Consider the following 22,451-nt stretch of genomic DNA (forward strand, 5'->3'; position numbering starts at 1 on the left):
AGTATGATTACGCGGCGGCAACAACCAATAGATGAGAGAGTAAAAAGATGGCGTGGGATATTGAGGGAACTAAACGTAAAATTCTGGATGCGGCTACAAGCGAATTTGCCCGTTTCGGCCCTGATGGCACCACCCTGGAACGTGTTGCCAAGCTGGCCGGCGTTAACAAGGAGCGTATTTATAATTACTTTGGCGACAAGCGTGCTCTGTTTTCTGCCGTGCTGCGACGCGAGTTGGCCAAAGTAGCATCAGTGCTACCTGTCACATCCTTTGCAGTCGAAAATATTGGCGATTATGCCGGACGAGTTTACGATTACCATCTTGAAAACCCTGAGTTGAGCCGGCTTATGCGCTGGGAGGGGTTGACGTTCAGCGGTGAGGTTCCAGACGAAGAACAACGCCGCGAATACTATGGATACAAGATCAAGGCAGTAGCCGACGGACAGCAACAAGGTTGCGTAACCCAAGCCATTGAGGCAGATCACCTGGCTTTTTTGGTGCTGGCACTGGCCGGATGGTGGTCCGCGGTTCCGCAGGTTGCTCGTATGTTAACAGGTACTGATAGCGCGGAAGAACATTCCAGAAGACGGGCCTCTGTCATCGAAGCTGCACGACGTTTGGCATCAGCACCATAACGTAATATTCCGCTGAAGGTAACGCTATCTGCAGCGTCAGGTGTGGCGTTCGTTTGGCCCACGGCGGCGCCATAGCGTAGAGACAACGGCGGGCAGCGGCGCTCTACCCCACCGCTGTCCGCCAAGCGTGAATTACAGCGACATATCCACCACAATACGCCCTTCAATCTTGCCGGCGTGCATGCGCGCAAAGATATCGTTGATATTGGTCAGCGGCTCCACCGCGACGTTGGCTTTCACCTTATGGCGACCGGCAAAATCCAGCGCCTCCTGCAGATCCTTACGCGTGCCGACAATCGAGCCGCGCACCGTAATGCCATCCAGCACCATGTCGAAAATCGACAGATCGAACTTGCCCGGCGGCAGGCCGTTGAGCACCATTGTGCCGCCGCGGCGCAGCGTGCCAATGGCCTGTTCAAACGCTTTCGGCGACACCGCCGTCACCAGCACGCCGTGCGCTCCGCCAAAGCTCTCCTGGAACACCTGAGCCGGATCGACCTGTTTTGCATTGGCCACCACGCTGGCGCCGAGCCGCTTGGCAAACGCCAGCTTGTCGTCGTCGATATCCACCGCCGCCACGTTGAGCCCCATCGCCACCGCATACTGAATCGCCATGTGCCCCAGGCCGCCGATGCCGGAAATCACCACCCAGTCGCCCGGTTTGGTATCGGTCATCTTCAGGCCTTTATAGACCGTCACCCCGGCGCACAGGATCGGCGCCACTTCATTAAACGCCACGTTATCCGGAATGATGCCGACGTAGTTGGCATCGGCCAGGCAATACTCGGCAAAGCTGCCGTTGACCGAATAACCGGCGTTCTGCTGCGACAGACACAGCGTCTCCCAGCTGTCGAGGCAGTGCTCGCAGTGGCCGCACGCCGAGTAGAGCCACGGCACGCCGACGCGGTCGCCCATTTTCAGGTGCTTCACCCCTTCGCCGATGGCCACCACCTCGCCGACGCCCTCATGGCCCGGAATAAACGGCGGATTGGGCTTGATTGGCCAGTCGCCTTCGGCAGCGTGCAGATCGGTGTGACACACGCCGGTTGCGGCGATTTTCACCAGAATCTGCCCCGGCCCGACGGACGGCACCGGCACCTGCTCAATCACCAGCGGTTCCCCGAAGGATTTCACCACTGCGGCTTTCATGGTGGTTTTGATTTGCATATTCATCTTTCACTCTCCATTTGATCGGATGTGGACTCAGAACAGGCCCAACGGCGCTGTGTCATAGCTGACCAGCAGATTTTTGGTTTGTTGATAGGCGCTAAGCGCCATTTTGTGGGTTTCACGCCCGACGCCAGACTGCTTGTAACCGCCGAACGCCGCGTGTGCGGGATAGATGTGATAACAGTTGGTCCAGACGCGGCCGGCTTTAATGCCGCGCCCCATGCGATACGCCAGATTGGTATCGCGCGTCCACACGCCCGCCCCCAACCCAAACTGCGTTTCATTGGCGATGGCGAGCGCCTCTGCCTCATCGCTGAAGGTGGTGACGCCAATCACCGGCCCAAAAATCTCCTCCTGGAAACAACGCATTTGGTTGTTGCCCTTGATCAGCGTGGGCTGGATGTAGAATCCGTTATCCAGCTCGGCGGCGATAAGCGCCCGCTCCCCTCCGGCTAAAATCTGACCGCCTTCGCGGCGGGCGATGTCGATATAGGAGAGGATTTTGTCAAATTGCTGGCGTGAAGCCTGGGCGCCGATCATGGTGTCGGTATCGAGCGGATCGCCGCGGCGAATGGTGGCGATCTTCGCCAACACCCGCTCCATAAAGGGCTGATAGATTGATTCATGAATCAGCGCGCGTGAGGGGCAGGTGCACACTTCGCCCTGATTAAAGAAGCCGAGCACCAGGCCTTCCACCGCTTTATCAATGAAATCCTCTTCGCCCGTCATCACATCCGCGAAGTAAATATTGGGAGATTTGCCCCCCAGCTCGACGGTGCAGGGAATGATATTTTCCGCCGCGCAGGCCATGATGTGCCGCCCGACCGGCGTTGAACCGGTGAAGGCAATTTTGGCGATGCGCTTGCTGGTTGCCAGCGCTTCACCGGCTTCGCGGCCAAAGCCCTGCACCACGTTCAGCACGCCCGGCGGGAACAGGTCGCCAATCAGCTCCATCAGCAGCGTAATGCCGAGCGGCGTCTGTTCCGCCGGTTTCAGCACCACACAGTTACCGGCCGCCAGCGCCGGCGCCAGCTTCCACGCCGCCATCATCAGCGGGAAGTTCCACGGAATGATCTGCCCCACCACGCCGAGCGGCTCGTGGAAGTGATAGGCCACCGTGGTTTCGTCGATCTCGGCGGCGCTGCCCTCCTGCGCTCGCAGGCAGCCGGCGAAGTAGCGGAAGTGGTCGATCGCCAGTGGCAGATCGGCGTTGAGCGTCTCGCGAATCGGTTTACCGTTATCCCAACTCTCCGCCACCGCCAGCTTCTCCAGGTTAGCTTCCATGCGATCCGCCACCTGCAACAGCAGATTCGCGCGCTGCTGTACGCTGGTTTTACCCCAGGCGTCAGCGGCCTGGTGAGCCGCGTCCAGCGCCAGCTCAATGTCACGCGCGTCGGAGCGCGGAAACTGAGCGATATCGCTGCCATCCACTGGCGAGGTATTCATAAAGTACTGGCCGCTGAGCGGCTCGGTGAAGTTGCCGGCGATGTAGTTGCCGTAGGCCGCCTGGAAAGTCACCAGCGCGTCGGGCGTACCGGGATGTGCATAACGCATCGCAAACTCCTTATTATCAGGTCAGAGGTTCTGAACGGGCAGCGCAACTGCCCACATCCTTCATAGCAGCGCGCGTGCCAATTTTTTCTCAACCCGTCGATGTCGTTATAAATTTATTTATCTTCAATCAATTAGCTCACAACCCCGCCATTAAACCTGCCGGCACTCCAGAGAAAAAGCCGTATCTGTGTTGCGTATCGCAACAGTAAAAGAACCATTACGCTACAGTATTGCAACATTTACACCGAGGTATGAGGTCACGTATGCAGGGAAATTCCGCCGCGTCTGACGTGCACGCCAACCCACTGTTAAGCGACTCCTGGTTTCGCAGCCAGCTGTATGGGCTGGAACGCAACGCCGACGATTTCCCGCGCGTACGCCAGGGCGAACTGGCCGATGTATTAGCCAACAACGCCGGCCTGCAACAGTTTGCCCAGCCGGTAATTCGACAGCTGGCGCAGCAGATGGCGGAGACGCAGTCGGTGGTGATTTTATCCGACGCCAGCGGGCTGGTGCTTAATACCTTTGGCGACACGCAGGCGCTGGAGAAAGCCCAGCGCTTTGCCCTGGCGCCCGGAAATCTGTGGAGTGAATGCGGACGCGGCACCAACGCGATTGGCACGGCGCTGGCGATTGACGATGGCTGCGAAATTCACGGCCGACAGCATTTTCTGACGCACAATCAGGGCCTGTACTGCGCCGCAATGCCGCTGCAGATGCCAAACGGCCAGGTTGCCGGCGTGATTGATGTCTCCGGTCCGGCGCACTTTCCTCATCCGCAGACCTTCAGCCGGGTGGCCGCGGCGGCAAAACAGATTGAATATCTCTGGGTTAAGCAGAGCCTGCATCCACAGCAGTGGCTGCTCAGCCTGCATCCGCTGCAGCAGGGCATCGACACCAGTGATGAGCTGCTGCTGGTGTTCTCTGACAATGTTCTGGTGGCGGCCAACCGGCTGGCCATGCGCGAACTGGCGTTGAGCGCCGATCGCTTTGCCAGCCTGACGTTTCAGCAGCTGTTTCCACAGCTGTCGCAGCAGGCCAACACGATCCCCGCCGCCGTCGACATCGGTATGCAGCGCTACTGGTTCCGCCTGCGCGCGCCACAGCGCAGCCACTTCAGCGTGCCGGACAGTGCCGCATACGATCTGCCCTGCGCGCTGCGGCGTGACGGCGCAAAAATGGTGCGGCTGCTCGATGCCGGCGTTTCGCTGTGCATTTATGGCGAAACCGGCAGCGGCAAGGAGTACGTCAGCCGCGCGCTGCATCAGCAGAGTCGCTGGCGCACCGGCAAGTTTATCGCCATCAACTGTGCGGCGATCCCGGAAGCGCTGATCGAATCCGAACTGTTTGGCTACCAGCCAGGCGCGTTTACCGGCGCCAGTAAAAACGGCTACATCGGCAAAATTCGTGAGGCGGATGGCGGCGTGCTGTTCCTCGATGAAATCGGTGATATGCCGCTGGCGCTGCAGACCCGTTTGCTGCGCGTGCTGCAGGAAAAAGAGGTGGCGCCGCTCGGCTCCAGCCGCAGTTGGCCGGTTAATTTTGCCGTGATCTGCGCCACGCACCGCGACCTGACACAGCGCGTGGCCGACGGTGAGTTTCGTGAAGATTTGTTCTATCGCCTGCAGGAGTTTGCTCTGACCATTCCGCCACTGCGCGACTGGCCGGACATTGCGGGCTTTATTGACGATGTGTGGCAGGAGCTGGGCGCCGCGCAGCGCGGCGTCCGGCTGTCACCGGCGCTGCTGACGACGCTGGCGCGGCAGCCGTGGCCGGGCAACGTGCGCCAGTTACGCAGCCTGCTGCGCGTGCTGCTGGCGCTGGCCGATGAGGGCGAAGAGCTGAGCGAAAGACATTTGCCGGCGGAGTATCGTCACACGCCAGCGCTGCCGCTGCGCGAACGTCACGATGAACGGCTGATCAGTGAAACGCTGCAGCGCTATGACGGCAATATCAGTAAAGCGGCGCAGGCGCTGGGCGTCGCGCGCAGCACGCTGTATCGCCGTGCGGCACGTGATAAGGGAGATTAATCACGGTATTTTGCAGCTCTCCAACCCTGAATCTGCACCTGTGGGCTTCTCTCTGAAAACAGCGCCGGGCGAAACGGAAGTATTCGGTATTTATCTCTCATCAGGATTCACATCACAACAGCAGACGTCCCACGTCTGCAGAGTAATAAGATACGTTGCATCGTAGCTTTCAGCACCACATCTGCTGATGTGCCGATACAATCCCAAACCTAGTAAAAAAATGCCCCTAACTGCCAAGGGGCAAAAAATCTCAATATCCGAATACAGACTAACAAACTAACTAGGGGGTTAGTTTTCGATTGAAATGATAACCAAAACAAACTATCACCTCAATAAATAATCAAAAACAACTTAACTTTAAAAAATCTAATTCGTAAAGCAGAACGTACAATTAGATCAAAAAACACCCAACCAAAAATAAAAAAACACACCGATGAGAAAATGCATGCAACAAATTGAAAATAAATAAAAAAGCCCCTCTAGGTGAGGGGCAAAAATAATTAACAACACCAGGAAAGGTAACATAGACAGACAATCCGTTACCTCTCGAAACTATATTTGCCAGGGATGTTACTTTCAATAGCCGCCGTGCAATAATTAAACAAAACTTAAAAATCAGTTACGATAGCACCGTAAAGCATTTTTTACATAACTGGTTTACCACCCGCTCGGACAGCAAAAAGCATTACGCTCCCCTCTGCGAAATCCATAACGCTTCTCTGGTGCCATCGATAAAAATAGCCATCAGCCTCTACCACAGCGAAAGTTACCCAACTGCTCATTTAATCAACAGCACTGATGCTTCCCGCCACCTTCCCAGGCCTCAGTAATGTATGGCCGCCTCCCCCAAAGCTCCGCAATGAATCCATAGCCTGGTCCCCTTCAGGAGAAAACAGCAAAGAGTTCTGGAGTTTTTTCGTACCGCTCTACGCAATCAACCCACTCCACGACTCATCATCAGCGATACATAACGTGGCGCACGTGGTTGTCGAACATTTTTCACACAACCCTGCATATAGAAACCTGCCGCAGGCTTCCCCGCCAACCTACCGTGTATACACACCTAAAACTAAATGCTACCTAAACAAAACTAATAAGAATCACGAATCATTAAGCCGTTTAACTTTGTAAGAAACCCTTCGTAGAAATCCATCCTCTCTCACAATTAAAAAACAAGCATGACAAAAACACCAGCAATCAACTGAAAACAAACGACTTTACAAAAGGAACACTTTAAGGAAATCAATCATAATGGCAAAAAATTATATACTAATGCGTTTTTCTTATAATAAGATACAGAAGCCAACCTTATGATTGGCATGGTGTTTAATTTATAGCGGCAAGGAAGTGATATGTTGGCTGAATCGTTTCGACCTTTTAATTCCAGCGCAATTTCAGAACGTGCCCCGATTAGCCCGGCACAATACCAGCAGTATTATCAGCAGTCGGTGCAGGACCCGGCCGCCTTCTGGGGAGAGCACGGCAAGATTGTTGACTGGATCAAGCCTTATACTCAGGTAAAAAACACCTCTTTCGCACCGGGGAACATCAGCATCCGCTGGTTTGAAGACGGTACCCTCAACCTGGCAGCCAACTGTCTGGATCGCCATCTGGCCACCCGCGGCGATCAAACCGCCATTATCTGGGAAGGTGACGACCCGGACCAGTCCAAGCATGTGACCTATAAACAACTGCATCACGATGTGTGCCAATTCGCCAACGTGCTCAAAGGCCTGGGGGTGAAAAAAGGCGACGTGGTGGCGATCTATATGCCCATGGTGCCAGAGGCGGCGGTTGCGATGCTGGCCTGCGCCCGCATCGGGGCGGTGCACTCGGTGATCTTTGGCGGCTTCTCTCCGGAAGCGGTAGCCGGGCGCATCATCGACTCCAACGCCCGCCTGGTGATCACCGCCGATGAAGGCCTGCGCGCCGGTCGCTCGGTGCCATTGAAAAAGAATGTGGATGATGCCCTGAAAAACCCGGGCGTAACCAGCGTCGACAACGTGGTGGTCTTCCAGCGTACCGGCAAGCCCGGTTACTGGCAGGAAGGGCGCGATCTGTGGTGGCACGAGCTGACCGCCGGCGTGTCTGCCGAGTGCCCGCCGGAAGAGATGAATGCTGAAGATCCGCTGTTTATCCTCTATACCTCCGGTTCGACCGGTAAGCCGAAGGGCGTACTGCACACCACCGGCGGCTATCTGGTCTATGCGGCGATGACCTTCAAATACGTCTTCGACTACCACGATGGCGACGTTTACTGGTGCACCGCCGACGTCGGCTGGGTCACCGGCCACAGCTATTTACTGTATGGCCCGCTGGCCTGCGGCGCCATTACCCTGATGTTTGAAGGCGTGCCGAATTACCCTGGCGTTAACCGCCTGTCGCAGGTTATCGACAAGCATCAGGTCAATATTCTGTATACCGCGCCAACGGCGATCCGTGCGCTGATGGCGGAAGGCGACAAGGCGATTGAAGGCACCCAACGCGACTCGCTGCGCATTATGGGCTCGGTGGGCGAACCGATTAACCCGGAAGCCTGGGAGTGGTACTACGAAAAGATAGGCAACGGCCAATGCCCAATCATGGACACCTGGTGGCAGACCGAAACCGGCGGCTTTATGATCACCCCGCTGCCCGGCGCCACCGAACTGAAGGCCGGTTCCGCCACGAAGCCGTTCTTCGGCGTACAGCCGGCGCTGGTCGACAACGCCGGTACGCCGCAGGAAGGCGCCTGCGAAGGCAACCTGGTGATGGTCGACTCCTGGCCCGGTCAGGCGCGTACGCTGTTTGGCGACCACGCGCGCTTTGAACAGACCTATTTCTCGACCTTTAAGGGTATGTACTTCAGCGGTGACGGTGCACGACGCGACGAAGACGGCTACTACTGGATCACCGGCCGCGTCGATGATGTGCTGAACGTGTCCGGCCACCGCCTGGGAACGGCGGAGATCGAATCGGCGCTGGTTGCCCACCCGAAAATCGCCGAAGCCGCAGTGGTCGGTACCCCACATAATATTAAAGGCCAGGCGATTTACGCTTACATCACGCTGAATCACGGCGAAGAACCGACGCCAGAGCTCTATACCGAAGTACGCAACTGGGTGCGTAAAGAGATAGGGCCGATCGCGACGCCGGATATCCTGCACTGGGCCGACTCACTGCCTAAGACCCGCTCCGGCAAAATCATGCGGCGTATCCTGCGCAAAATTGCCGCCGGCGATACCAGTAATCTGGGTGATACTTCGACGCTGGCGGATCCGACAATCGTCGATAGCCTTATAGAAGAACGCAAAATGATCATTGCTTGATTATTCCAACCAAGCTGACAGAAAATCCAGGGTGACTAAATTATTTAGTCACTATTTTACACGCTCAGGATAAAAGGACGGATAAATGCCAGAGCAAGGTAATCATGTTATAACCAAGACTAGTAGGATAAAAAAACATCAAGGCTCACATAATAATAATCGCACCACGAAAACCACACAGCCAAAAACGGATGATAGTCAGCGCCCCTTTCTGACTCAGCGAAGATTTAGTCAATTTCCTTAAAATTATAAAACAAAAATATATTTACCAGGGCCGACACTCTTTACAACCTAATCAACTTTAATGGTGAACATAATGTCTGCTATGTGTGATTATTACTACATCTGTCGAATAGTTAACTCGAAGGGAATGCATGATATACATGCTGGTTGGTGCAAAGATATCCCATGCATTATTTACAGAGAATACCTTGGACTGTTCGACACGCCTATAGATGCAGAAAAGGAAGCATTAAAAAGAGGGTATGAAAAGGTTATTGTTTGCTCGTGCAAACATTGTCAAAGTCCCTGACGCATCCTTCCCGCTCTGTCTAACATACCATCAGGGCGGGTTCAAATTACCGGGTATTTTGACATTGACTGCAAGGGCATACCGAAACCTGCCTGTATCCTTTTTCTTTTGCCTCTCTCATTGCCCTAAATGGAGAATTAAAATGACCTAAATCTTCAAGTTTGCTAAGGTGCGGAATATTATTGCAACTCGACACATATATGTAATTAGCTTCTCCAAGACGGATCCTTTTGGTAACGTAATAACAGCCAGCCATTAACCCCCCCTTCTTAACATCCCTTAATTCTTAAATATGAAAATACGAATAAAAAGACAAGAAAACCAATCACAGATGATTTGTTAAAAAAATCTACATTTAACCAAATAGAAATACCGCAATCCGCCTTAACTAACAGACTTAATATTGATGTGTTTAGGCATTCAGCAAACAAAACTCATACAAACTAACCATTCCATAAAAAAACAATCCTACTCATAACTCTGGAAAGAGCAGCACTGATATTACTTCCGGTTCTAACTGGATATTTATTCCCGGTGGATAAAACAACCCAATATGTTAAACCATCTATATCCAAGCCGAAAAAATCAATTTCCCCCGCGAGCCAACTCACCAAACCACCCTTACCACTCAAAGGGATATGTAAACACCTGGACTCCCTGCTATCAATTCTGATGGGTAAACAATCTGGAATAATTCGCCCTAAAACGCTTTTTCCATCGCCCCATTCTATATGATTCAATATCACCGGGCGTTCAGATGAGTTAACAAGCTTAAAATTGAGCGCCACAGGATCATATGCTCGCCCCTTTTTTTCCAAGCGGACGATTCCTGTTATATCTCCTCGTAGCGAAATACATAATGAAATCGCCATCCACAATCCGCTCAGCAGGAGAAAATGTAAAAACACCAAAAAAAACAAAATGGCCTTTTTCTCTGCAGAAAAAATCGTCCCTAAAAAGATACCGCCCCCATCCATGTATCACTTGATGATAAAATAATTATACCTCACGGTTATACATCAGGACAATATCCGGGGATAATATCAACCTGAATATTTTTAGTAAAAACAAGCTCAGATTGAGAATTTTTAAACCTGCAGTCACAAAATAAAAAATCAACCTAAAAACATAAAAATTCATGCTCTCATTATAAATATGCCGTATACATACATTTACACCACATTGGCATGCTATTCATTACCCGACTTCTATTCCTGTTGACACCTCCACGCCTGAATAATATAGTAATCAAGATTATCCCTCACCGAGGGGGTTAAAAATACAACAATAGCCCTACATAAACAAAAAATACACATAATCGCTTTAGTTATCATTATTTTAATAGCTATAAAACCCTATTGAACAATATTAGTGCACACAGGAACTTTATAATTAAAACGAAAAAAAATTAGAATAAACCATATACAAAAAAGAGGTCCCCATGTGCATAGTGATGCTTATCACTATAATATTATTATTTCTGATCTCATGGTTTTTTATGACGGGTAATGCAGGAGCTAAAGCTATCATTTGGGTGACAATAAGCCTATTCTTCTTATGTTGTGCTGCCCTGTATTTCATCGAGTTACTTGGTGTTTTTCTGCTTTTTTCAAGCGTAGGATGTTTTATTTTCGGCCGACTGGGTAAGCTAGGTAATTGGGGGGGAAGCACTAGTTTTAACTTAATGAGCCTTATTTCCCTGGCCGTAGGATTCTGGATGACAATAGTAAGTGCTGAAAAAATAATAGTGCAAGATGCACTACAGGAGTTCAATATGAGAATAGAAGAAGATAAGCGTAGAAAGAAATGCCCCTCTCCTCCTATTTTACCGCAAACCGCCTATCGTTGATGCGGCCATACCAAGGTGGTTGGTAAAAACAGCCACACGATTATCTATTTGTTACCTTATAAAAAATACGTCTCCCCAGCAAAATCTCATTGACCAAACCTACATATGTCATTGTTCAGCAATGCCTCAAGGCTAGTTAACCCAAATCAAAACTACGTCAGGGAACCAGTCAACGCCGGCCAGAGCAGCATCGCCGATTTAGCCGTAGTATCCAGCTGGGCCTTCGTTTCCCCGTCGCGGGCGCGGGTCACCATCCCCTGCTGCACCGTAAAGTAAAACCTGGCAACGGCCTCACAATCCGCAGACTGTGCAATCTCATGCTTTTCCTGAGCAAGCAGCAGGCAGTTTTTCAGCCGTACAAACATTTCATGACGGCGGAGCCTTAGCTCATGGTTCAGGCTGTCCGCTATAACAGCAGGATTCAGGCAAAAAAAACCGGCCACGGCAGCCGGAAGTGATGAATAGCAAAAAGCAAAATACAGCTTGGTAAGGATTACCAAGCCTTGGTAACAATAACGGACAGAAACGGTTTGCTCAAGTGACGACATTGTCAGTACAACCATCGACCCGCTCTGGCAGACTCTGCAAACATGCGTACGGTCAACGGTGGTTTGCTTTGTACCAACGGTTTGTTGGTGAACCATTTCCTGAAGAACCATTCATGCCGCCAGGGATAGTATTTGTTCCAATCCAGGGCAGAGACATCGACACCGAACACCTCATCGTATTTTCCGATGGCAAACTTTACTTCATCGTCCTCGGCATATTCCTGCAACGGGTCATCCAGCTCTAACGGGATAGTCTTAAACGTGAAGGTCGCGAGAACGGATAGCTCTTCACGAAAGAAGGCCAGCACCTCCTCATCACTTACCATAACTTATCCTCTCCACGGGCAATCTTGTTGTAGCGCGTGGTGGCTTTTACCGTGATTTGGGCGATGTCGTTAGCCAAAATCACCCAGCCAAGAACCGGCACGGCACGGCCGACAAACACCCCGAGGTTGTTAACCATTCTGACCTTGAATTTTCGCACTGAGCCTTTTGTTACCGTTGGTAAAATTGCGCGTTTGAAGCGCACGTTTAAGTGTTTGCGGAAGAATAACGATGCGTGTGACGTTCCTGGTGTTGCTGTGCCCGGTTTACCTGGTACGTGTATAGAATTATCACCCAGAATTAATGCGGCGACGCCTAAAACATCTTGAACGCCTAACTGTTCCTCGACGGTATCAATCATGATCCAGAACAGCAACTCATGCGCTGATAGGTTCGCGACGCCTTTATAAAAGTAAGTTCCATCCAACTCTTCAACAGTATCCATACCTGTTCCCTCAACTAAACATGCTCGCAACATAACCAATGATGGAGGGGTTTTCAATGTATGGGTAAGTTTCCTAATGGGACCCTGGTGAGGCGCAAGTTTAGGAAAAGAGGATGTAGGCGAGGCATTTCAGCGTTTAGGCGGCGCCTGTTTCACTGTTTTCTTCACCCCGTGGCATTCACTATAAGCGTCCCCTCACCTGATGGAACAGGGTGAAAATCACCCTTGAAATATATAAACCAAAGTGATATTAAAATCAGTTGGCCAAAATACGATAAATTCAATTTAAAATAAATTAATCAGAGAGTTAAGTTAAAGATGAATATCAACATCACCGACAACCCTAATCCGCAGGATGAAGCATTCGTTATAGACAGCCTGTGGGCGCACAACCATAAAACGCAGCCCGTAGATATTCATCCGCTGTTTCTGACCGTCACCGACGACAATCAGCAAATCGTCGGCGGCCTGGTGGCGCGCACCTGGTGGGGCGGCCTGGAAGTGCAATATTTGTGGGTCGGCGATCGGTGCCGCAACAGCGGCTACGGCCGCCAGTTGATGCAGTTGGCCGAAGAAGAAGCCCGTAAGCGCGGCTGCCATATGGCTTACGTCGATACCTTCGACTTCCAGGCCAGAGGCTTCTACGAAAAACTGGGCTACCGGCTCTACGGCGAGCTGGGGGATTATGCGCATCGCCACACCCGCCATTATCTGGCGAAAAACCTGTAGCGCGGCCTGAGGTGGGTATGGGCTCTTCGCAGAAAAATGATGAATCTTATTTTAAGGGCCTCGTCACCATGATGGAGCACCTGAGCGAACCTTGGGGCATCAAGGACCGGCAGTCCCGCCACCTCTATATGAACCGCGCCGCTTATCTCTATACCAATACGCCGCTGAACTTCGACGTCGCCGGCAAATATGACCACGAATTCCCCGCCGACTGGGCCGACTCTGCCGCCGACTTTATCGAGCACGATAAAATGACAGAGGCGGCGCGCGATCGGGTCACGGTGATCGAAACGCACTATTGGTACGGTAAAGACAGCCTGACGCCGTTTATCAGCGAAAAGCTGCCGGTCTATAACGACGACGAGCAGATTATTGGCGTGATCTGGAACGCCAAACCGCTGAACAGCTTGTCGCCGCTGAAATACATCAATCAGCAAAAGCCCAGCATCTTGACCAGCGAGGTCAATCATGCGCTGTTCACCCGGGCCGAGCTTGATGTTATTTTCCTTATGCTGCAAAGGTTTACGGTGAAAGAGATCGCCAAAATCTATAGCGTCAGCAATAAAACCATCGAAAACCGCATTTACACCATTTACCAGAAAGCCGATGTGCATACCCAGCAGCAGTTCGAAGAGTATTGCCACTACGCTAATCTGGATAACTACATCCCCGACCGCCTGATAACCAAGGGCATTCAGTTTATCTGAACCACAAGGAAGCTCTCACCGTGATAAAGATCGAAGACTATCCGCTCACCCGGGTGCCGCAGGATAAAAGAGTGTCGTTTCTCAGCGTCGCCATCGTGCATATGGGCATGCTGACCGCACTGGACCAATTTATGCTCGGCGCCGTGCTCGGCAACGCCATGACGCTGGCCGATGCCTTCAGCGCCATTTTCGTCGGCAGCCTGATCTTCGGCGTGGTGACCTACGGCCTGGGGCTGGCGGGCATGCGCGAGGGGATATCCGGCAGCCTGCTGGCGCGCTGGTGCGGCTTCGGCCGTCTGGGATCGGTGCTGATCGGCGTGGTGGTGGCCGTCAGTCTGCTGGGCTGGTTCGGCATTCAAAACGCCATTTTCGCCAAGTCGCTCGACTTCGCGCTGGGCAATAAACTGGGCTTTGGCCTGGCCGCCGGGCTATCCGGCTCGTTGCTGACCATCCTGGTGGCGTTCGGCTTTAAAGCGCTGCGCATTGCCGCGCGCATCGCGGTGCCGATGTTCATCATGCTGGTGGCCTATATTTCGCTGACCACGCTTTCCGGCCATAACCTGCATGAAATTATCCAGCTCGCACCACCGGGCGAACCGCTGACCATCAGCGCCGGCATCACCATCGTCGTCGGCGGCGCCATCGTCGCCAGCCTGATGACGCCCGATCTGACCCGCTATGCCAAAAGCGGCAAGCACGTGCTTGGCGTCACGGTCTTCACTATCGTCGCCGGCGAATTCGTAGTTAACGGCCTGGCGATCCTGATCGCCAAAACGCTGGGCACCGCCGACGTGGTGACCATCATGTCGCAAGCGGCCGGCGGCGCCGGTCTGCTGGTGGTGGTGTTCTCCACCCTGCGCGTCAACGATCTTAACCTGTACTCCTCGTCATTAGGCATCGTTAACGCGGTGGAAGGCATCACCGGCAAAAAGCTCAAGTACACCTACACCACGCTGGCCATCGGCATTCTGGGCACCACGCTGTCGGTGCTGGGCATTCTCGACCGTTTCGTCGACTTCCTGACGCTGCTCGGCGTCGTCTTCCCGCCGATTATCGGCATCATGCTGGTTGATTACTATCTGCTGCGCAGCCAACGCAAAATCCTGGACGAAAGCCGCCGTGCAGGCCGGCTGCCGGATGAAACAGCGGCCATCGGTTGGGCGGCGATCGTCGCCAGCATCGTCGGCGGCGCCGTCGGCCTGGCGACCGAATGGGGCGTGCCGACGCTCAACTCCCTGGTGGTCGCCAGCCTGCTGTATTGGCTGCTCAAACTGGCCTTCAGCCGGGCGCAAAAACCGCTGGCGTCACAGAAATCGCTCTGATCGAACGCACGCCTCCCGTGAGGAGGCGTGCGCTATATGGGGAAATGCAGGGTTCGCTGCAGAAGAAAGGGCCGATTACACTGACATAAATTAACTTAGACAGATGTCGTTACGGCCTGCCCTCATAGCCGTCCAAATAGGTACCCTCAATCGCGTCCCCCATGGCCTTACGCTCTTTTGGTGAAAGGTTTCGGTCATCATTGTAAGTCCGCCCCGCAAACGTTGTTTTCCCCTGAATGGATGTCAGGAAATCTTCACTACGGAACAGGGAAACCCGTTTCATTGCCTCATCCCGGGACACACCTGCCGCCCTGTCCTTGATCCCCATCTCCCGGAACTGTTGGAAGAACGGCACCATCAACCGGGCGCTGTCGGACTTTTTAATACGAAAATGCGGATCGAAACCCTCATCTGCCGCGTAAACATACTGTCGTGCATGGCGCTCAACGCTGGTTTTAGGGGCGCATGCCGATGTCATCAATGCCGCAATCAGCATAGAGACAAAAAGAATCACATAGGGTCGTTTCATAAAGGTCTCCTTGTTAGAAAAAATTCCCTATTCAATCTTTGCACTCCCTCTCCTTATACCGCCCAGGTAAAGAGTGTCAGGAGCCCAGGGAAAGCGGAATAAAAATAACACTTTTCTATACGAACCTTCACTGTCATTCACTATATAAATTGGTCGAGATTACAGGTAATAACGACAGTGAAAACGCTCACCATAATACATTTGACGACAGCAGAAATCCCGACATGAAAACGCAAGTTCAGAAAACCATCCCAGTTCGCCGGATAATGAGAATAACTCAAGCGAGTAACCTCCGTCCCCTTGGGTTGACATCGACGTGGAGTGCTTGTAAATTACCCAATACTGTATATATGTACAGTATTAATTAAGGATAATTTATAGTCAGTTTACGGAGGTAAACATGTTTTTTAATACAAACACAAAGTTTAAGCTGCTTGCACCACGCAATGAGGACAGCATGACAGTTTCGGGTTCAAGCGGTCGCCCAGGCCCAACAGGACCCAGTGGAAATGCTGGGGGAAATGGAGGGAGTTCTTCGTCTGGCGGAAAACGTTCTTCACGGCTCCAAATTGTCGGTGAGTCACGAGCCAAAGCTCTAGGTATAAACCCGCAACATATTCTTTTTTATTATATTGATGAAGATCGAAACATCATGGCCGTCACTCAAGGTTTCGTTATGGTCGATGATGATATACATCCTGCCAGAACCAATTTGGGTCCGGCACCTGCGGATTTACTCAATGACAGCGGTAACAGCGGTACTAAAAGTTATAGTAATATTACAGAACAATATGGTGGTGATATTTCTGATTCTCGCATCACTACATTGCATAAAATCATTAGGGATAATGCTTTCTGGGCTAATCACTCAGACTCGGGCGTAAGAATAACCAACGCACGACAAGCAACTCTTGGAGCCAAATTTGAGCTAGCTAAGATTGATTTAGTCCGTAAAATCATAGAAGAGCAAAATTTAAAAAAAGACGAGAAAGAGGCATTAACAAAAGCCAGTGAACTGCTCGCTGACATGGGGGGTAAAATCGGCGATGTTATTGGTGAAAAATACAAATCAGTGTCAAAGGAAATCGCCGAAAACGTTAGAAACTTTCAAGGAAAAACCATTCGCAGCCATACCGATGCCATGGCATCCCTAAATAAAATCCTGGCCAACCCAGGAATGAAAATAAAAAAAGGTGACAGTGAGGCGCTGAGTAATGCGTGGAAACTCCTGAATGCCAACGATATGGCAAACAAGCTTGGGAATCTAAGTAGGGCGTTCAAAGTCGCTGATGTAGCAATAAAGGTTGATAAAGTTCGAAAGAAGAGCATAGAGGGATATGAAACAGGGAACTGGGCTCCCCTAATGCTAGAGGTGGAATCCTGGGTTCTGAGTGGTATGGCGGCAAGTCTGGCTATCGCATTGTTTGGCGCCATCATTGGTGCAATGTCTCTCCCCGGCCTGGCAATAACAGCTTTAAATATATTTGGAATCATAGGAATAAGCTACTTAGCTTCGTTTATTGATGCAGGAATGGCCGATAGGATAAATAAAGAAATAATTCGCCAAGTGAATTAATAAAGTAAAGAGAGGTGGTTTTACCACCTTTCTTTAAAGGCCCTAAACGTACCGATAAAAAACCAAAGATATAAATAAGTAAACAAAAAAATAACACAGTACAGGCTAATATAAAAGAATGACAAGAAAATGTCATTTGTAGACATGAGGTTAAGTACCCGGGCCGAGTTAGTTAACTCTTTATTAGTAAGCAAGAAGCTATAAATCAATACCATGTAAAAAAAAGAGAACAAAAGATAGAGTCTTAACAAATACCATTTTGACTTATCTTTTTTTAACCTAAGTTTTTTGTTTGTAATCAAAAACAAAACAAAAGCAACAAATGGTGATGTTTTCACATAAACATCCATCACCTTGCTTAATAAAGGACTTTTAAATGAATAAATTGCAGGCAGGTGACGGGTAATAGAGGCAACGTTATTCAACATGGTAGATGTTGGATCTTGAACGTAAATACCAATTATGAAAAAAAATGGCAACAGAGCAACAAACAGGACAAGAAACATCACTTTTGCCACCTGACCACCGTTATCAACCTCATTACGAATATCCATTTTAAATATACCACCATCACATTTATTTCACCCTGAAAACCATAACGAAAATTAATAATAAATTGAATTATTCATGCTTATTAACAATAAGTTATAGCTTATCAGCACCCGCTCAATGAGTATTCACTATGATAACGAATAAATCCAGCAGGAGTAGCAACACAATGAGGTTCTATCAGAAAAAAGAGAGCGCATTCATCTAACAAAAAGCCTGAAAAAAAGATAGGGGCACCCCAACTGCCGACAGTCCGACTCCCCCTATTTATACAAATCGCCTGCGGCGGATTTTTCATTTTCCGGGGAAGGTTCTTCATCGGACACCGCCCCCGAAGACATCGCCTATGCCGGCCGTATTATCTCAATGACTTATCAACCAAAGCGCCCACCTGCACAGGGTTCGGTAATATCTTTAACTGATAAAACAAATCAGCCACCGGTTGCAGCCTGTCGATATCCTGCTGACTAACGCTATGCACACCTTTGGAGGTACGGCTCGCAATGCGTCGGGCGGTATCGAGCGGCAGACGCGTCAGCCGTGCGTAAACCTTGGCGTATTCTTCCGGGTTGTCGAGCGCCCACTGCCGCGCCTTGGCGACGCGTTCGGCAAAGTCTTTAATGGCCGCCCGCTTGTCCGGGTCGGCCAGTGAGCGCGTGGTGGCGGTCAAAAAGCCAAGCGACGGCGTTAATCCCTGGCCATCGCGCAACAGGCGCGCACCGTTCTGCTCCGCAACGCCCAGATAGGGATCAAACACCGCCCAGGCGGCGACTCTGCCGGTATTGAATGCCGCGCTGGCGTCGGTGGGCATCACAAACTGGATCTGTACATCTTCCCGCTGTAGCCCGGCCTCTTGCAGCGCCGCATACAGCAGATTTTGCGAAATGCTGCCGCGCGCCGACGACACCACCACCGTCTGCCCTTGCAACTGGCGGACGCTGTGGAGCGGTGAATCTTTGGGCACGATAATCCCGTTAGACTGGGCATAACCCACGTTGGTCTGAATTAACTTAAAATCCACCCCGCCCGCCGCGGCCATTAAGATCGGCAGATCCCCGGCATAGGAGGTATCTACGGCGTCTGCGCGCTGCGCTTCAAACAGCGGCGCCGCCCCCTGGAAATTGGCCCACCGATACTGATAGGGCGCATCTTTCATCACGCCGGCGGCCTCAACCAGACTGCGCAGCCCGCGCGCCTGATCGCCCAGCACCAAGCTGGCATCGCCGATCGCCCCGTGCGCCAACGATGTCATCAGCAGCGCGGCGCTCAGCCCCGCGGCCCGAATTAACACAGCAACCTTCATCCTACCGTTCCTCTTTACCGGCCATGTCTTGCCTGATGATTCAGAGCACGTTAAAGCCATGCGTGGCGTCACGTTCCAGTTGCGCCACCAGCCCGAACTCCCAGTCCAGATACGCCTGCATCGCCTCACGCGGGTTGTCCGTCCCTTCATACGGACGGCGGTAACGATCGATCCGCGGTGAGATCAGGCGACCTTCCCCGCTCACCAGCGGCCGATCTTCGGCGATCCACGCCTGCGTTCCGCCGGCCAGCAGCCGTACCGGCTTGCCGGTCAGCGCGGCCACGTCCGGAACCGCATAGCGCGCCAGCAGGCTGCTGCCGCAGGTCAGCACGTAGCGTTCGGCCGGCGGCAGGTTTTCCAATGCCAACGGCAGCCGCGAGCGGATAACCCAGTGCGCGCCGGGAATATGGCGCGCCACGTAGTTGGCGCTGGTGGTAAAGTCCAACAGCACCGTCCCCGGCTGCTCCAGCAGTTCAGCCAGCTGCGCGGGAGTGATTTCATCTGCCGGCGGCGCCGGCGGCAGCACGGCGGCGGGATCGCCCTGCTCGCTAAAATCATCGGCAGTCAGGCCGTCTAACACCGCGACCTCCCAGCCCATCTGCGCCAGCCAGGAAGCGCTCATATTGGCGCGCACGCCGTCATCGTCCACCAGCACCACGCGGGCGCCGCGTACGCTGGCATAGTGATCCGTCTCCTGCACCAGCTGCCCGCCCGGCGTGCTGTGGCTGCCCGCCACATGCCCGGCGCGATACGCCTCGGGGTTGCGTACATCAAACAGGTAGGTGGTGCGCGCCGTATCCCGCTGCCATAACGCCAGCGTTTCACGGTCAATGCGCCTTACGCCGGCCTCATCGGCTACCCGCCGCGCCTGCTGTCGGGCCTGCGCCAGATTATCCGCGCTATCCGGGTAGCGGCGCTGCTGCTGGTGTTCCAGCGCAAACCCCGCCAGCCCCCAGCCGATGGTGCCGTTGCGTAACGCCGCCACCGGATTGGGGATGCCGGCATTAATCAGCGACTGGGTGCCGATAATGCTGCGCGTACGCCCGGCGCAGTTAACAATAACCCGGGTGTCAGGATTCGGCGCCAGCGCATGGATCCTCAGCACCAACTCCGCGCCCGGCACGCTGGTGCTGGTGGGGATGCTCATGGTCTGATACTCATCAAAGCGGCGCGCATCAACGATGACCACATCGGCATGGCGATCGATAAGCGCCTTAACCTGCTCTGCGGTCAGCGATGGCGTGTTCCTGCGGTTTTCCACCAGTTCGCCAAACGCCTTGCTGGGCGTATTCACGTCCTGAAAAATTTCACCGCCGGCGGCACGCCAGCCCGCCAGACCGCCGCTCAGCAGGGCAACATCGTCGTAGCCGAACTGCCGCAATCGCCCTGCCGCCTGCTCAGCCAACCCTTCGCCAGCGTCATAAACGACGATCGGCGTGGTACGGCGCGGAATACGCCGATAGATTTCCAGCTCCAGTTTGCTCAGCGGAATATTCACCGCAAACAGCGGGTGGCTTGCCGCAAACTCGGCTTCTTCACGCACATCGATCAACGCCAGTTCCTGACCAGCCACTAACGCGGCGCGCAGCGTGGGAAAATCACGGTAAACAAAGGCAGTCATAGTTACACGTCCTTAGAAAAGTCCAAGATATGAGTCGGTTGCGGATTGGAGTAGCCGGAAACGAAGGGCTTCACGACGCCACTTTCGCTGTACACCGCACGCCTGACGGCGCCGATATTGCCGCCATACACATGAATACTGATCGAAACGCGATCGCTAAACGCATTGCGGACCTGGTGAATATCCCCGTCCTGCTCGGACAGCTTCGCCACCTGGCCGACGGTTAACCGCTCGGCGTCGCCCGCGGTTCGGGGCATCCCCTGGGCGTCCAGCACGTAGCGCTGGTTAATTTCAGCGCCGCGCAGCACGCCAATCAGCCCCCACACGCGGTGGTCATGGATCGGCGTAATCTGTCCCGGCCCCCAAACGAAGCTGACGATGGAAAAGCGCTGCTCGGCATCCATATGCAGCAGGTACTGTTGATAGTGCTGAGGATGAGGAGCGGCGTATTCTTCCGCCAGCCAGTCATCCTGCCGCACCAGCTCGGCCAGCCGCGGCGCTGCCTGTGCCAGTCGCGCCGCATCGCTCAGCGGCTGCTGATGCAGTTGCTCCAGATGTTTGATGAACTGACGTAAACGGTCTAAAGGTAATGGCGTTGTCATAAGGCTTTCCTGTCTGAGGCCTGCCTAGCACGCTAACAGAGAACCAAACATTAACTAAATGCATTTTTTTGATAAACTAAAATGCACAATACACATAAACAGGAAACCCATGCGTACAGACGATATTGATGCGCTGCTGGCAGTAGTGCAGTTTGCTTCGCTGAACCGGGCCGCGGAACACCTTGGCATCAGCCAGTCCGCCATCACCCGCCGCCTGCAAAGCTTTGAGCAAAGCCTGGGCGCCACGCTGCTGGATCGCCAGACCAAACCGCTGAAACTGACCGCCATCGGCCGCCGCGTGTATGAACAGTGCCTGACGATCAAACGTGAGACCAAGCGGTTGGAAAGCTTACTTAATCAGGATGCAGAGCCCAGCGGCCCGCTGCGGCTGGGGATCCCGCAAAGTCTGAGTGAAATTGCCTTGCAGCCGGCGCTGGCGGCCCTCGGCCAACATTACCCGCAGCTGCGCCCGCAGGTCATGTGCGGCTGGGGCGGGCAGTTGCTCAAACGTCTGGAAAACGTTGAGCTGGACAGCCTGCTCGCCATGGGGCCGGCGCAGCAAACCTTCGATGGCAGCCTGGAGGCAAAAGCGCTGTGCCCGCTGGAGGTTGTCGTGATCGCCAGTAAGCACCTCAATCTCAGCGCCACCCGCCTCAGCGACTGCGCCCACCACGGCTGGATATTGAACCCCGACGGTTGCGGCCTGCGCGCCGGCCTAACCCGCGATTTACAGTCGCAAAGTCTGGGGCTGAAAATCAACGTGGAAACCGCAGGCGCACAGTTGCAAATCAGCCTGGTCGCACAAGGCCTGGGGCTGGGGCTGGTGCCGAAGGCCGCGTTAATCCACAGCCCGCATCAGCATGAGATCGCCGTGATGGAACTGGCCGACTTCCAGCCGAAAGTGCAGCTGTGGCAGGTCAGCAGCCGGGGGCTGGGTAACCTGCAGCAACCCACCACTTTTTTTGCCGAGAAGATCGTGCAGGAACTGTTGCACTAATTGAATAAAAATAATGAGTTAGCCCAATAATAAATTATATGCATATTAAGATATGATAAAAATGCATTTAGATCATTAGAACCTTGCGTATAGGGTATAAAAACAGCGCTGCTTATCGCCA

20 protein-coding genes are annotated in these 22,451 nt (G+C 52.9%); 9 read left to right on the forward strand and 11 right to left on the reverse strand.

Annotated features, from left to right (window positions below; all coding sequences use genetic code 11):
* The first annotated feature begins 47 nt into the window (after window positions 1-47).
* The gene (locus I6G83_RS02950) at window positions 48-635 is read left to right on the forward strand and encodes a TetR family transcriptional regulator (protein ID WP_054306251.1); all 588 of its coding nucleotides are present in this window, start codon (window positions 48-50) and stop codon (window positions 633-635) included.
* 132 nt (window positions 636-767) lie between these two features.
* Here I6G83_RS02950 and adhP read toward each other — a convergent pair whose 3' ends face one another.
* Both adhP and exaC read right to left on the reverse strand, forming a co-directional pair.
* Window positions 768-1,808 (reverse strand): alcohol dehydrogenase AdhP, encoded by a 1,041-nt coding sequence (gene adhP / locus I6G83_RS02955; protein WP_054306250.1) that lies wholly within the window; start codon window positions 1,806-1,808, stop codon window positions 768-770.
* A 30-nt stretch (window positions 1,809-1,838) separates the two neighbouring features.
* Window positions 1,839-3,359, reverse strand: coding sequence for an acetaldehyde dehydrogenase ExaC (gene exaC / locus I6G83_RS02960; RefSeq protein ID WP_054306249.1), 1,521 nt, complete (start codon window positions 3,357-3,359; stop codon window positions 1,839-1,841).
* A gap of 263 nt (window positions 3,360-3,622) precedes the next feature.
* On the opposite strand from exaC, the gene I6G83_RS02965 reads away from it, so the two are divergent.
* Both I6G83_RS02965 and acs read left to right on the forward strand, forming a co-directional pair.
* Window positions 3,623-5,389, forward strand: coding sequence for a sigma-54-dependent Fis family transcriptional regulator (locus tag I6G83_RS02965; RefSeq protein ID WP_054306248.1), 1,767 nt, complete (start codon window positions 3,623-3,625; stop codon window positions 5,387-5,389).
* A 1,352-nt stretch (window positions 5,390-6,741) separates the two neighbouring features.
* Window positions 6,742-8,697, forward strand: coding sequence for an acetate--CoA ligase (acs, locus tag I6G83_RS02970; RefSeq protein ID WP_156484025.1), 1,956 nt, complete (start codon window positions 6,742-6,744; stop codon window positions 8,695-8,697).
* 975 nt (window positions 8,698-9,672) lie between these two features.
* On the opposite strand, the gene I6G83_RS02975 is transcribed toward acs, so the two are convergent.
* Complete coding sequence (locus tag I6G83_RS02975) at window positions 9,673-10,206, reverse strand: hypothetical protein (protein ID WP_152972187.1); 534 nt, start codon at window positions 10,204-10,206, stop codon at window positions 9,673-9,675.
* A 521-nt stretch (window positions 10,207-10,727) separates the two neighbouring features.
* On the opposite strand from I6G83_RS02975, the gene I6G83_RS02980 reads away from it, so the two are divergent.
* Window positions 10,728-11,078, forward strand: a complete 351-nt coding sequence (locus tag I6G83_RS02980; protein WP_152972186.1) for a hypothetical protein — start codon at window positions 10,728-10,730, stop codon at window positions 11,076-11,078.
* A gap of 152 nt (window positions 11,079-11,230) precedes the next feature.
* Here I6G83_RS02980 and I6G83_RS02985 read toward each other — a convergent pair whose 3' ends face one another.
* Genes I6G83_RS02985 through I6G83_RS02995 form a run of 3 tightly spaced genes read right to left on the reverse strand, consistent with a single transcriptional unit; the run spans window position 11,231 to window position 12,395 of the window.
* Window positions 11,231-11,641 (reverse strand): TetR family transcriptional regulator C-terminal domain-containing protein, encoded by a 411-nt coding sequence (locus tag I6G83_RS02985; RefSeq protein ID WP_161805781.1) that lies wholly within the window; start codon window positions 11,639-11,641, stop codon window positions 11,231-11,233.
* The gene (locus tag I6G83_RS02990) at window positions 11,629-11,952 is read right to left on the reverse strand and encodes a DUF1493 family protein (protein ID WP_054305861.1); all 324 of its coding nucleotides are present in this window, start codon (window positions 11,950-11,952) and stop codon (window positions 11,629-11,631) included. Before I6G83_RS02990 ends, I6G83_RS02985 begins: the two co-directional genes overlap by 13 nt.
* Window positions 11,946-12,395, reverse strand: coding sequence for an STM2901 family protein (locus I6G83_RS02995; RefSeq protein WP_054305860.1), 450 nt, complete (start codon window positions 12,393-12,395; stop codon window positions 11,946-11,948). The genes I6G83_RS02990 and I6G83_RS02995 overlap by 7 nt, the downstream gene beginning before the upstream one ends.
* A 318-nt stretch (window positions 12,396-12,713) precedes the next feature.
* Between I6G83_RS02995 and I6G83_RS03000 the strand changes: the two genes are divergently transcribed.
* The 3 genes from I6G83_RS03000 to I6G83_RS03010 are packed head-to-tail and all read left to right on the forward strand — an operon-like array spanning window position 12,714 to window position 15,153.
* Window positions 12,714-13,124: a GNAT family N-acetyltransferase gene (locus I6G83_RS03000; protein WP_054305859.1), complete on the forward strand. Its 411-nt coding sequence runs from the start codon at window positions 12,714-12,716 to the stop codon at window positions 13,122-13,124.
* A gap of 17 nt (window positions 13,125-13,141) precedes the next feature.
* On the forward strand, window positions 13,142-13,831 hold the full coding sequence (locus I6G83_RS03005; protein WP_054305858.1) for a helix-turn-helix transcriptional regulator: 690 nt from the start codon (window positions 13,142-13,144) through the stop codon (window positions 13,829-13,831).
* A gap of 20 nt (window positions 13,832-13,851) precedes the next feature.
* A complete protein-coding gene (locus tag I6G83_RS03010) occupies window positions 13,852-15,153 on the forward strand; it encodes a cytosine permease (RefSeq protein ID WP_054305857.1) in 1,302 nt (433 codons plus the stop codon).
* 109 nt (window positions 15,154-15,262) lie between these two features.
* Here the strand turns inward: I6G83_RS03010 and I6G83_RS03015 are convergent, their stop codons facing one another.
* Window positions 15,263-15,682, reverse strand: coding sequence for an Exc2 family lipoprotein (locus tag I6G83_RS03015; protein WP_054305856.1), 420 nt, complete (start codon window positions 15,680-15,682; stop codon window positions 15,263-15,265).
* A 400-nt stretch (window positions 15,683-16,082) separates the two neighbouring features.
* Between I6G83_RS03015 and I6G83_RS23635 the strand changes: the two genes are divergently transcribed.
* On the forward strand, window positions 16,083-17,258 hold the full coding sequence (locus I6G83_RS23635; RefSeq protein WP_269151414.1) for a colicin-like pore-forming protein: 1,176 nt from the start codon (window positions 16,083-16,085) through the stop codon (window positions 17,256-17,258).
* A gap of 20 nt (window positions 17,259-17,278) precedes the next feature.
* Here I6G83_RS23635 and cui read toward each other — a convergent pair whose 3' ends face one another.
* The 4 genes from cui to I6G83_RS03040 all read right to left on the reverse strand — a co-directional run bounded on the left by cui (window position 17,279) and on the right by I6G83_RS03040 (window position 21,333).
* The gene (cui, locus tag I6G83_RS03025) at window positions 17,279-17,812 is read right to left on the reverse strand and encodes a colicin immunity protein Cui (protein ID WP_054305854.1); all 534 of its coding nucleotides are present in this window, start codon (window positions 17,810-17,812) and stop codon (window positions 17,279-17,281) included.
* Between the two features lie 353 nt (window positions 17,813-18,165).
* Window positions 18,166-19,098 carry an ABC transporter substrate-binding protein gene (locus I6G83_RS03030; RefSeq protein ID WP_232238942.1) on the reverse strand — a complete coding sequence of 311 codons (933 nt, stop codon included), beginning with the start codon at window positions 19,096-19,098 and terminating at the stop codon, window positions 18,166-18,168.
* 52 nt (window positions 19,099-19,150) lie between these two features.
* Entirely contained in the window at window positions 19,151-20,731 is a 1,581-nt protein-coding gene (locus tag I6G83_RS03035) for a rhodanese homology domain-containing protein (protein WP_054305852.1), read from the reverse strand.
* A gap of 2 nt (window positions 20,732-20,733) precedes the next feature.
* Window positions 20,734-21,333 (reverse strand): cysteine dioxygenase family protein, encoded by a 600-nt coding sequence (locus tag I6G83_RS03040; RefSeq protein WP_054305851.1) that lies wholly within the window; start codon window positions 21,331-21,333, stop codon window positions 20,734-20,736.
* A gap of 109 nt (window positions 21,334-21,442) precedes the next feature.
* Between I6G83_RS03040 and I6G83_RS03045 the strand changes: the two genes are divergently transcribed.
* A complete protein-coding gene (locus I6G83_RS03045; RefSeq protein ID WP_054305850.1) occupies window positions 21,443-22,330 on the forward strand; it encodes a LysR family transcriptional regulator in 888 nt (295 codons plus the stop codon).
* Window positions 22,331-22,451 lie beyond the last annotated feature (121 nt).

Origin of the sequence: Serratia rubidaea, from assembly GCF_016026735.1 — a bacterium.
GTDB classification, from domain to species: domain Bacteria; phylum Pseudomonadota; class Gammaproteobacteria; order Enterobacterales; family Enterobacteriaceae; genus Serratia_B; species Serratia_B rubidaea.

Excerpts from the sequence above, each read along its gene's own strand:
- I6G83_RS03040 (WP_054305851.1), bottom strand. The coding sequence starts at position 21,333 with ATGACAACGCCATTACCTTTAGACCGTTTACGTCAGTTCATCAAACAT.
- exaC (WP_054306249.1), bottom strand. The coding sequence starts at position 3,359 with ATGCGTTATGCACATCCCGGTACGCCCGACGCGCTGGTGACTTTCCAG.
- I6G83_RS23635 (WP_269151414.1), top strand. The coding sequence starts at position 16,083 with ATGTTTTTTAATACAAACACAAAGTTTAAGCTGCTTGCACCACGCAAT.
- I6G83_RS02950 (WP_054306251.1), top strand. The coding sequence starts at position 48 with ATGGCGTGGGATATTGAGGGAACTAAACGTAAAATTCTGGATGCGGCT.
- I6G83_RS03045 (WP_054305850.1), top strand. The coding sequence starts at position 21,443 with ATGCGTACAGACGATATTGATGCGCTGCTGGCAGTAGTGCAGTTTGCT.
- I6G83_RS02975 (WP_152972187.1), bottom strand. The coding sequence starts at position 10,206 with ATGGATGGGGGCGGTATCTTTTTAGGGACGATTTTTTCTGCAGAGAAA.
- I6G83_RS02965 (WP_054306248.1), top strand. The coding sequence starts at position 3,623 with ATGCAGGGAAATTCCGCCGCGTCTGACGTGCACGCCAACCCACTGTTA.
- I6G83_RS02980 (WP_152972186.1), top strand. The coding sequence starts at position 10,728 with ATGACGGGTAATGCAGGAGCTAAAGCTATCATTTGGGTGACAATAAGC.
- adhP (WP_054306250.1), bottom strand. The coding sequence starts at position 1,808 with ATGAATATGCAAATCAAAACCACCATGAAAGCCGCAGTGGTGAAATCC.
- I6G83_RS02985 (WP_161805781.1), bottom strand. The coding sequence starts at position 11,641 with ATGGTTGTACTGACAATGTCGTCACTTGAGCAAACCGTTTCTGTCCGT.
- I6G83_RS02995 (WP_054305860.1), bottom strand. The coding sequence starts at position 12,395 with ATGGATACTGTTGAAGAGTTGGATGGAACTTACTTTTATAAAGGCGTC.
- I6G83_RS03005 (WP_054305858.1), top strand. The coding sequence starts at position 13,142 with ATGGGCTCTTCGCAGAAAAATGATGAATCTTATTTTAAGGGCCTCGTC.
- I6G83_RS02990 (WP_054305861.1), bottom strand. The coding sequence starts at position 11,952 with ATGGTAAGTGATGAGGAGGTGCTGGCCTTCTTTCGTGAAGAGCTATCC.
- cui (WP_054305854.1), bottom strand. The coding sequence starts at position 17,812 with ATGGATATTCGTAATGAGGTTGATAACGGTGGTCAGGTGGCAAAAGTG.
- I6G83_RS03035 (WP_054305852.1), bottom strand. The coding sequence starts at position 20,731 with ATGACTGCCTTTGTTTACCGTGATTTTCCCACGCTGCGCGCCGCGTTA.
- I6G83_RS03015 (WP_054305856.1), bottom strand. The coding sequence starts at position 15,682 with ATGAAACGACCCTATGTGATTCTTTTTGTCTCTATGCTGATTGCGGCA.
- acs (WP_156484025.1), top strand. The coding sequence starts at position 6,742 with ATGTTGGCTGAATCGTTTCGACCTTTTAATTCCAGCGCAATTTCAGAA.
- I6G83_RS03000 (WP_054305859.1), top strand. The coding sequence starts at position 12,714 with ATGAATATCAACATCACCGACAACCCTAATCCGCAGGATGAAGCATTC.